Genomic DNA, 9679 nt, shown 5'->3' on the forward strand with positions numbered 1-9679 from the left:
GATCGATACCTCGATCTGTCGTGCTTTAGTTAGAGACTGGCATGAGAAATTGGAGCGATTTTTAGTCAGGATTGCTAATTAAGAGCTGACACAATTGCCGGAAATCATCGCCGCGATGCTCGAAGCTAGTATATTGGTCGAAACTCGCACAAGCAGGGGATAATAACACCACCTTGGCTTGATGCTGTGTGGCAAGTTGGCTCGATCGAGTCACGGCATTTTTCATCGTCTCGACGATTTCATAGTGAGGATACCCGATAGACTTTAATCGATCGGCAAATCGAGTGCCAGCGTTCCCAATTAATAATACTGCGGCGGCTTTCTGTTTAATTGTCTCCAACCATGCCAGATCGTCGCCTTCTTTAGCTTCGCCACCTGCAATCAAAATTACTGGTGCTTTGACTGCTGTCAATCCCACATCGGCGGCATCATAATTAGTCGCTTTACTATCATTAATATAGTCTACTCCTGCATAGGTGCAGATATATTCGAGGCGATGAGCAACCCCAGGGAAACTAGCGACAGCTTCGGCGATCGCCCTATTCTCGATTCCGGCTAATTTAGCTACACCCACAGCCATTAAGAGATTTTGCAAATTGTGATCTCCAGGCATTTTTAGTGATGCAACGGGTAATACTTTTTCACCTCGGAAATATACCCAACTATCGGCAATCCAGACCCCGCATTTGGGATTGCCCCGCAAATCTTGTTGTCCTTTTACGCTCGTCCAAGTTGCTTCATGCCAATCAGATGCGCCGAGATCGTGGAGATAGCGATCGTCACCATTGAAGATTTGATGCTGTGAATTGCGAAGTAATTTAGCTTTGATTTGGGCGTATTTATCAACAGTTTTATGACGAGCTAAATGATCGGGAGTGAGTGTCGTCCATACCCCGATTTGTGGTTTGAGCGTAAAAGTAGACTCGATTTGATAGCTACTGAGTTCGGCAATAATCCAAGCTGGCTTAGTTTCGAGCAATGCTAGTTCGCAAGCAGCAAACCCGATGTTACCACACCCGATCGTCTCCAATCCCGCCGCCTGAAAGATCGCATCAACTAGAGCTGTGGTAGTAGTTTTACCATTAGTTCCGGTAATCGCCACCCAGGGAATATCGCCCAGATATCGCCATGCTAATTCCATTTCGCCGATCGTGTCGATACCCATTGCTCTAGCCCGAACGAGGGGGGCAATATCCCAAGGTACACCGGGGCTGACGACGATAATATCTTCGGTAGTGGGGATAAATTTATCGCCGAGTTTGACGTTAATACCGAGCGGTGCTAGCTGTTGTTTTTGAGCTTCGAGGCTGGCATTCTGGCTGCTATCGCTCAGAGTAACCGCATAACCATGTTTAATCAAAAGTTTGGCAGCGGCGATACCCGATCGACCCAATCCAATTACAGTCGCTTGTTTCATGATTTTCATTCGCTAAGGGCTAGGCAGGTGCGGTAAAGATCGGCACTAAATGATATCCTGTCGGTGCCCATTGCCACAACTCCCGTAATTTTAATCCCTGGATTCGCCGCTGTGCGCGATCTGTTGTGGGGATGCTCAGTCCCAGCCGCTCTAAAATCAATTGGATCATTGCCGAGTTGAAATGTGGGGGGAATCGATACCGTTCCTGGGCATGATCTAAGAAAAAAGTTTGATGGTATTTTTGCAATTTCTGTTCTAAATTAGCAATTTGCTCCAGCAATTTCGGCACTTCGCCCAATCGCGGCTGATGGTTGGCGAGTAGCAACTCTGCCGCATTATTGAAGTGCATCCCCTCATCTTTGACTAAATGATGACCGATCTTGTGAATTGCCGTCCCAAAATGACGGTAGTACTCCCACAGATCGCGACGATAGGAGTAGACGGAGCCAATTTCGTCAAACATTAACGTTACCAAAAATGTAAACTCGTCGGTTAATACCATCGCGATCGGTTCGATTTCATGAACCCTCCGGGCAAATTGGCGATTCATCTCGGCAAATTGGACACCAGCAATGCAATGATACGTCCGCCGCAATGCTTCATAATGCTTGAGTTCGTCGGCTAGCCACAGATCTAGCATCGCCAAAAACTCGGGCGACATTTCCGCAGCACGGAGCGTCACGTAATCGTACAGTGATTGTGCGTCACCTTCGGAATAGACATCGCGATCGAGCAGATGGCAGAAGTTAGTGTAGACTGCTGGCGGTACCAGTGCGAGCTGCTGGGGCGTCAGGACATAATCGATCGGCAATACAGCATCGAGATCCCAACTATTTTGCTTGATGTTCGCTGTGCGGACACAGCCGCCTCGCGATTCTCCAGAGGAGAGGCTTCGGCAACGAGATTTGCGCCCAATTCCTGGCATAAGCTGTTAATTATCTAATTTACCAGTCTTCTCCCCGTCCCCCAGTCCTCAATCGGGCAGGTAGAGTCCATTATCAGAGACGATATGCGGAATAATCAGGCAGTGTCGCCCCGTAATTTTAGACGTGTCGCCCCGAATAATTATCCCCGCCGCTTCGCCATCGATCGCCCAACTCCCGATCGCGTAGTAGTAGCCAAAAGCTTCCGGTAATTCGATATACTCCTGGACGATAAAACCCTCCGCACCATAGCCAAATGACTCTTTTTGCTCTAATGCTCCAAATCCGGTTTCGATCGAGACAGCAACGCCTTCTAGTCCCAACAGCGGCTTTCTAACGTGCATTCCCAGCAGCAATTGAGTGGATTCATAGGAGTTGTCGGTATCTAGATAGGTGGCGAGTAGATATTGACGGTATTCGGAATCTTTGAACTGCTCCCACATCATGGCTAGTGCGCCTTTATTGGAAAGCACCTGCTTCCATAAAGGTTCGATAATTTTCATTTCTCCAGTTGCTAATCGTGCCGCCAATGCTGCGGTAGTCCCCGCATTTGCCATGTCATTTTGGAGATCCGACCAATCATACATCTTCCACAGCACGGGAATCCGATCGTTCACATGGTCTACAAAGTAGCCATCGTCATCTAAACCCAATCCCCGCTGAATCTCTTGCCCCCGCTCGTCCTTGAGTCCGCGCAGATAGACAATTTGGGTATAAATATCCGGATCGACTTCATCGGTGAGGATTTCAATCAACTGCATCGCCATCTCCAGATCTTCCTCTAGATTTTCATCCACCAGAAAGGAGATCCCATGTTGCTTGAGATCGTACCCAGCAGCAATCCGCCGCCATTGTCCCGCGATCGCATCCCAGAATTCATTGAACTGATTGGCATCACTCGGCAGCGGGTATTTGCTGTGCTGGTGGTTGTGCAGGTAGTCTACCAACCAATTCCATTGGTAAACCGTTTCCGCACCCAGCAGGGGGGTTTCACCATTGATTTCCATTAGTTTAATCTGTCCCTCGGCAGTCACAGCCAGATCGAAACGCGCACACAGCGACAAATCCTCGACTGGCTGAGTGCGATCCCAGCTCTGCGCGATCGCTTGCCAATATTCAGGACGGATCTGGAGAGCTGCCAACCGTTGCTGGACATCCCCCTCCTCGCGATCGATAAAAAACCAATCGAGAAACTTCACACACATCGCCCAAATTGCCTCTGTCGCAGTAGCGATCGCCGTTTCTTCAGATCGATCGAATTGAATGGCAAACGGCTGGGGCAGAGCCTCCACCCAGTATTTCTGCTTAGGATCGCTTAACACATCCGCTTGGTAGGAATTCTCCTGGATGTGTCGCTGCCACTGCGGACGACGAATAATTTTTATCGGTTTCATCTCGTGCTACTTACCTCCAAACCCACTACCCTTAAACGTCGAACCAAATCCCTGAGTACTGCGGCCTCTAATCGTACCGCTACCGGAGACACCAGCCGGACGCGCTGGCGGGGAAAAGCTAGTGTGTCGAGGCGCACTTACCCTACCCGTAGTAGTTTGGGAGATCTCCCGCCCGTAAGGGGTAATGATGCGACCAGGAGTACTGCTCAGATACACAGTGCGAGTTTCATAGACGCGATACGAACTGCCGCCAGAGTGGATGTAGACATGGCTGGAATTGTAGGGATCGAGATAGGTGCCGCCATACGCGGGACGATAGCCAGCCGTTAGCTCGCCAGCAGCAGTCGCTTCACATTGGACGCCTTCAGCTTGGCACTCGGCGATCGAGGCATAGACAGGGGCAGTTTTCAGGTGTTCTTGTTGCGCTGCCTGGATTTGGGCAGCACAGTCTTTAGCCTCCATTGGTGGTGGCGTCGGTGCCTCGTCTTCTTCACCCCGCTGGTATTTTTGTTGCAGTGCCAGATATTCGGCTTGCTGCAAATTGATATCCGCTTCGCACTGTGCGGCAGTTTGATAAAATACGACATCGATCGAGTCGTTCGATTCATCACGGTTGCACTGAGCCACAACGATCGCCAAGACGCCCGCCATCGCCAAACCTGCATAAATCTTGTTCCGATTCATCGGACGGAGTTGCAGGTTTTGGGGTTTAGTTTTTTTTCTTGTCATTACCAGCTCCTAACAGCCCGATCGCAATCTAAATTAGTCATAAATAAATAGAGATCGATCTCTCTATTTATGATGCCCTCACAGAGCAGCTAACTTGCATTTATTCTAATCTACTATCCACTATCCACTTTGTTTCGATCCAAGATGTGAGTGCATAGACTTAAGCTGCGTGCAGCACGATGACAGCTATTTCGGGGCGACAATTCAATCTGGCTTGAGGTAAACCCGTCGTGCCCACTCCAGCGCTCACATATAATTGCATTCGATCGACTCGATACAGTCCATTCGTATATTTTTTAGCCAATTCCGCTTTGACTCTGGGTAAAAAAGGAATCACAATTTGACCGCCGTGAGAATGCCCAGAAAGTTGCAATCCGAATCGATTGGTAATTGCCACAGTATCGACAAAATCTGGTTCGTGAGCCAGCAAAATATTTGTACCAGTCGTTGGTAATTGGGAAATTGTCAGGGGCAGATCTGCCCGCTGGAAATAGATATCATCAACTCCCGCAATATTTAATTTATGACCTTGCCTGTCGATCGAGTAAACACTATTATTTAAGAATTTTACTCTACTTTTGGCGAAAGCACGTTCGAGCGAGACATGATTATCTGCTTCTTCGCGATCGTGATTGCCCATAATTGCTACTACGCCATCAGTTGCTTTGAGTTGCCCAAAAGCATTTGCCAGCATCTCTTCCGCCAACTCGGGTCGCTCGGTAATATAATCCCCAGTCAACGCGATCGTATCTGGATGCTGGAGATTTGCCAGCTCGGCAACTCTTACTAATTGTTGTCGATCCATGATACCCGATCGAGCGTGCAGATCCGACAGTTGCACTATTTTATAACCTTCAAAAACTGGATTTAAACCAGCAATTGTGATGTCGATTGTTTTAATGTCAAACCAGCGAGGTTCTACCCCACGAGCATAAACACTAGTCGCAAATAAAATCGCGATCGCCACCAGTAAAAATCGATGGAATCTGTGCAGGATTGTACGCCAGGGCTTCATTATCATCCTCCTTCATGTGGATGTCTCCTAGTATGCCCAGCGACTCAATGTGAATTAACATTTTCTCAATCGATCGCGAGAATTTAGCTTAAAATAAAGGTATTCAATTGCTGTTGAATCTATGACTGCAACCCTACTCGCACCACCGGATGAAATTATTCGCCTATCGGGAATTAGCTGGAAAACCTACGAAACGCTGCTAGAGGAATTGAGCGAGCGTCGGCTCCGCCTTACTTACAATCGTGGTAATCTCGAAATTATGGCTCCTTCTCCAGAACATGAACTTAGCAAAGAAGTCTTAGGTCGTTTCATTGATACCATTGCTGAAGAGTTCGATGTAAATATTTATCCCCTTGGCTCGACTACTTTCAAGCAACCAGAACTGAGCGGGGCAGAACCCGATAAATGTTTTTACATCCAGAATATTGCTGCGGTGCAAGGCAAGAAAAGATTAGATATGGGAACCGATCCCGCGCCGGATCTCGTTGTTGAAATTGATATTACCAGCAGTTCTCAAAATCGGCTTCAGGTTTATGCAGATTTGGGAGTAGCAGAAGTCTGGATTTACAATGGTGAATCTCTAATCATTCAGCAATTGCAAAATGGCAATTATATTGTCTCTCAAACCAGTCAATTTTTTGCAAATTTATCGATTTCAGAGGTTTCTAAATGGTTACAGCGATCGACAACAATGGATTATCTCGCTTTAGTGAAAGCCTTCCGTGCTTGGGTGAGAAGTCAGATCGGGGAATAATATGGTTTCATCTCTCGATCGTTATGAATGTACATCAGAGAAGGATAAATAATGGAGCTAAATGAGTTGCCAGGATCTGAGTTAATATTACCTGGATTGGAAGACCTTCATCATGGCAGAAATAATACATCGGATCGCTATTAATTTCGTTGGCGAAGCCTCTCTGAAAGAGACTCGCCTCGATCCGCTTAACCGCAGCAGGCTTGGATATTCCCCCGGTGTCTCTAGTATCAGAGCCAGAACTAGCTTTGTATGAATATCTTCAGATCGATCGCGATGACGCTTATGCTTACTACAATGCTCTATTAAATAGCCTCAACAGTTTTTGTGCGGCACTCGAACTGAAATCTAAGCATCGCTCGATCGATCCCATAAATCTGTCTACCCATATTTAAGTTTAAACCGTAAAATTATTAAATTCAGTACCAATGTCACTGCATTTGCGATGATTATTGGTGTGCTTTTTACTAATAAGCCATAAACAAGCCACATTGAAACCCCCGCAATAAATGATAGTAGGGTTGGTAATGCTAGATCGCTAGTGGACTTCGATTGCCAAACTTTCAGAACTTGCGGCAAGAAAGCTGCTGTTGTCAACGTTGCCGCTATATATCCTACAAGATCGATTAGTTGCATTTTGAATTCTTAATTGTAAGCTAGGTTATTGTTAGATGGGTTAGGTCGAGCGATGGCAAAATCCAACCTGTAATAAATTGGCAATAAGGAGCAATGCTATGACGGAGATGACGGGGGTTGTGAACTTCTACAGCGTCAGTGACGAATTTGGGGAATTTTCAAATTTCGCACCTTACCCATTCACTCTCGACGGAGAGCGGTGGCCGACTTCCGAACACTACTTTCAAGCGCAAAAATTCGAGGACAAAACATACAAGACCAAGATTCGCAAATCCAACTCGCCGATGCTTGCCGCTCGGATGGGACGAGATCGTAAGCAGAAACTTCGACGGGATTGGGAGTCTGTCAAGGTCGGAGTCATGCGGGCGGCAGTATTGGCAAAGTTTACCCAGCACGAGGATCTGAGCGCATTACTGCTCTCTACTGGAGACTCCAAGTTAGTCGAGCATACCGACAACGATGATTACTGGGGTGATGGAGGTGACGGCAGTGGCAAGAATATGCTTGGACGCATCCTCATGGATGTGCGGGTGTTGCTGCGATTATCTCAAGATGCAGATTAGAAAGCGAGTAGGTTGGGTTGAAAAATGAAACCCAACATTTCTAGGATATTGGTGTGTTCGTTGGGTTTCGCTACGAGTTATCTGCTATTTGACGATCAAGCCAAAATCAGCCAACACCCGTGCATGATTGCGAACCAATCCTAATAGATTCAATCTGTTGGTTTTAATCGCTGGATTGGAGTCCATTACCAATACACTATCCTCGCCATCAAAAAAGCTGCTAATCGCGGGTGTAAGTTGCGCCAGAGCATCGATTAACTGTTGATAGTTACGGGAGACTTGAGCGGCTTTTGTCTGCGGTTCTAGGGCGATTAAACCATCATAGACGGCTTGCTCTGAGGACTTTTGGAAGAGGTTGATTTGGACTACTTGGGTGGGTGCTAATTGTTGGGTATCGAGATTGCCTTGGGCGGCTAATTTGCTCGATCGATTCACAGTAGGATAGATACTTTCTAAGGTACCGTTATCGCGAATCTGTTGGAGGAATAGGGCGCGTTCGCGCGTATCGAGTAAATCGGTGAGTGCGCGCTGGGTATATTCGCGATCGTTTTCACCCAATAGAGCATTGACGAGATCGTAATCGATATGACGATCTTCTTGGAGTAAGTTTCGCAGTCTTTGAATGAAGAAGTCTTGTAATTGTTGGGTGAGTTCGGCGGTATTTACTTGGGTTCTAATTTGACTGAATTCGGTGACGATGCGATCGATTAATCGTTCTAGATTGATGCCTAAGTTCGCATTCCAGACTACATTAATAATCGCATTTGCCGCTCGTCTGAGGGCGAAGGGATCGGATGAGCCTGTCGGTAACATGCCTAGTCCAAAGATACAGACTAATGTATCAAGCCTGTCAGCAATCCCGACGATTTGCCCGGTTAATGTTTGGGGTAAACTATCTTCGGCATTGCGGGGTAAATAATGCTCGACAATTGCGGTGGCGACTGCTGGTGTTTCACCATTTGCGATCGCGTATTTAGATCCCATGATGCCCTGCAATTCGGGGAATTCGCCGACCATTTGGGTGACGAGATCGGCTTTACATAGTAAGGCTGCGCGGGAGATATTTTGACAATCGGTAGAATTTAGGTTTAGTTGAGATGCGATCGAGTTAGCATTAGTAACAATTCGATCGACTTTCAATTTCACCGATCCTAAATCGGCTTGGAAGGTGACGGTTTCTAGTTTGGGGATATAGTCGGCTAAAGGTTGGGATAAGTCGGCATTATAAAAATACTGTCCGTCTGCTAATCTAGCTCGCACTACGCGTCCATTCCCGGCAGCAATGATATCAGATTTTGCCGGATCGCCATTGGAGATCGTGATGAAGTGGGGTAATAATTCCTGCTTGCTGGCATCGGTAAAGATTGGGAAATATCGCTGATGTGTCACCATGACGGTGGTAATTACTTCTGGGGGTAAGTCTAGAAATTCATCATCAAATTTACCAACTACTGCGGTGGGGTATTCGACTAGATTGACTACTTCGGCGAGTAAATCGGGATAAACTTCGGCAACTCCGCCCATTTTTGTCGCCGCTGCTTGGACCTGTTGCTGAATATCGGCTTGACGCTGATTTTGGTCTACATTTACATAGCCGTCTGCCAAGGTTTTTAAATACTGGGCGGCTGAAACGACGGAAACTGGTGCGGGATGGAGGACGCGATGCACCTGCGAAATGCGATCGCTCGTAACGACATCTTCACCATTGACGATCGAGATCGGTAAAATATCATTATTCCACAGCGCCACTAACCAGCGAATCGGGCGGGGAAATTTCAATTCTCCATTTGCCCACCGCATCAACCGTTTGCCTTCTAATTTGAAAATCCACTGCGGGATTAACTCAGTCAGAATGTCTCTAGTATCTCGCCCCGCGATCGTTTTGGTGATAAAAATAAACTCACCCTTATCTGTCGGACGCAATTCTAGACTGGCGACATCTACCCCTTGCTTCTTGGCAAAACCTACCGCTGCTGGCGTCGGTACGCCGTCTTTATAAGCGGCTGCGGCTGGAGGGCCTTTAATTTCCTCTACCCGATCGAGTTGTCGATCGGGTAAATTGGTAACAATAATCGACAGACGACGTGGTGTACCATAGATCTGTACGCGGTCGTTAGTTAGAACCTCAGCCACTAAACTCGCCGGAATCATCTTTTCCCACTGCCGAATCGCGTCGCTGACAAACCCTGCGGGCAGATCTTCAGTACCGACTTCTAACAAAAAATCAGACATATCGAAAAATTAATAA

9 protein-coding genes and 1 pseudogene are annotated in these 9679 nt (G+C 47.1%); 3 read left to right on the forward strand and 7 right to left on the reverse strand.

Going from position 1 to position 9679, the window contains the following annotated elements; genetic code table 11:
- Nucleotides 1-61: 61 nt before the first annotated feature.
- From murD to RMO52_RS00820, 5 genes are all read right to left on the reverse strand, one after another.
- On the reverse strand, nucleotides 62-1417 hold the full coding sequence (gene murD, locus RMO52_RS00800) for a UDP-N-acetylmuramoyl-L-alanine--D-glutamate ligase (RefSeq protein WP_310410126.1): 1356 nt from the start codon (nucleotides 1415-1417) through the stop codon (nucleotides 62-64).
- Between the two features lie 19 nt (nucleotides 1418-1436).
- On the reverse strand, nucleotides 1437-2342 hold the full coding sequence (locus tag RMO52_RS00805) for a hypothetical protein (RefSeq protein ID WP_310410128.1): 906 nt from the start codon (nucleotides 2340-2342) through the stop codon (nucleotides 1437-1439).
- 48 nt (nucleotides 2343-2390) lie between these two features.
- Nucleotides 2391-3734, reverse strand: a complete 1344-nt coding sequence (locus tag RMO52_RS00810) for a glutathionylspermidine synthase family protein (protein WP_310410130.1) — start codon at nucleotides 3732-3734, stop codon at nucleotides 2391-2393.
- 6 nt (nucleotides 3735-3740) lie between these two features.
- On the reverse strand, nucleotides 3741-4463 hold the full coding sequence (locus tag RMO52_RS00815; protein ID WP_309739496.1) for a DUF1190 domain-containing protein: 723 nt from the start codon (nucleotides 4461-4463) through the stop codon (nucleotides 3741-3743).
- A 160-nt stretch (nucleotides 4464-4623) separates the two neighbouring features.
- Nucleotides 4624-5478, reverse strand: a complete 855-nt coding sequence (locus RMO52_RS00820; RefSeq protein WP_309739497.1) for a metallophosphoesterase — start codon at nucleotides 5476-5478, stop codon at nucleotides 4624-4626.
- 121 nt (nucleotides 5479-5599) lie between these two features.
- Here RMO52_RS00820 and RMO52_RS00825 point away from each other — a divergent pair, with 121 nt between their 5' ends.
- The gene (locus RMO52_RS00825; RefSeq protein WP_309739499.1) at nucleotides 5600-6232 is read left to right on the forward strand and encodes a Uma2 family endonuclease; all 633 of its coding nucleotides are present in this window, start codon (nucleotides 5600-5602) and stop codon (nucleotides 6230-6232) included.
- A gap of 51 nt (nucleotides 6233-6283) precedes the next feature.
- Nucleotides 6284-6627, forward strand: a pseudogene (locus RMO52_RS24585) (hypothetical protein).
- Here the strand turns inward: RMO52_RS24585 and RMO52_RS00835 are convergent.
- Nucleotides 6614-6868, reverse strand: coding sequence for a SemiSWEET transporter (locus RMO52_RS00835; RefSeq protein WP_309739502.1), 255 nt, complete (start codon nucleotides 6866-6868; stop codon nucleotides 6614-6616). The pseudogene RMO52_RS24585 and the gene RMO52_RS00835 sit on opposite strands and share 14 nt — an antisense overlap.
- Nucleotides 6869-6966: 98 nt before the next feature.
- On the opposite strand from RMO52_RS00835, the gene RMO52_RS00840 reads away from it, so the two are divergent.
- Nucleotides 6967-7431, forward strand: coding sequence for an NADAR family protein (locus RMO52_RS00840; protein WP_309741535.1), 465 nt, complete (start codon nucleotides 6967-6969; stop codon nucleotides 7429-7431).
- 84 nt (nucleotides 7432-7515) lie between these two features.
- On the opposite strand, the gene glyS is transcribed toward RMO52_RS00840, so the two are convergent.
- Nucleotides 7516-9663, reverse strand: a complete 2148-nt coding sequence (glyS, locus tag RMO52_RS00845; protein WP_310410134.1) for a glycine--tRNA ligase subunit beta — start codon at nucleotides 9661-9663, stop codon at nucleotides 7516-7518.
- Nucleotides 9664-9679: the final 16 nt, after the last annotated feature.

The organism is Chamaesiphon sp. OTE_8_metabat_110, from assembly GCF_031382685.1.
GTDB lineage: Bacteria > Cyanobacteriota > Cyanobacteriia > Cyanobacteriales > Chamaesiphonaceae > Chamaesiphon.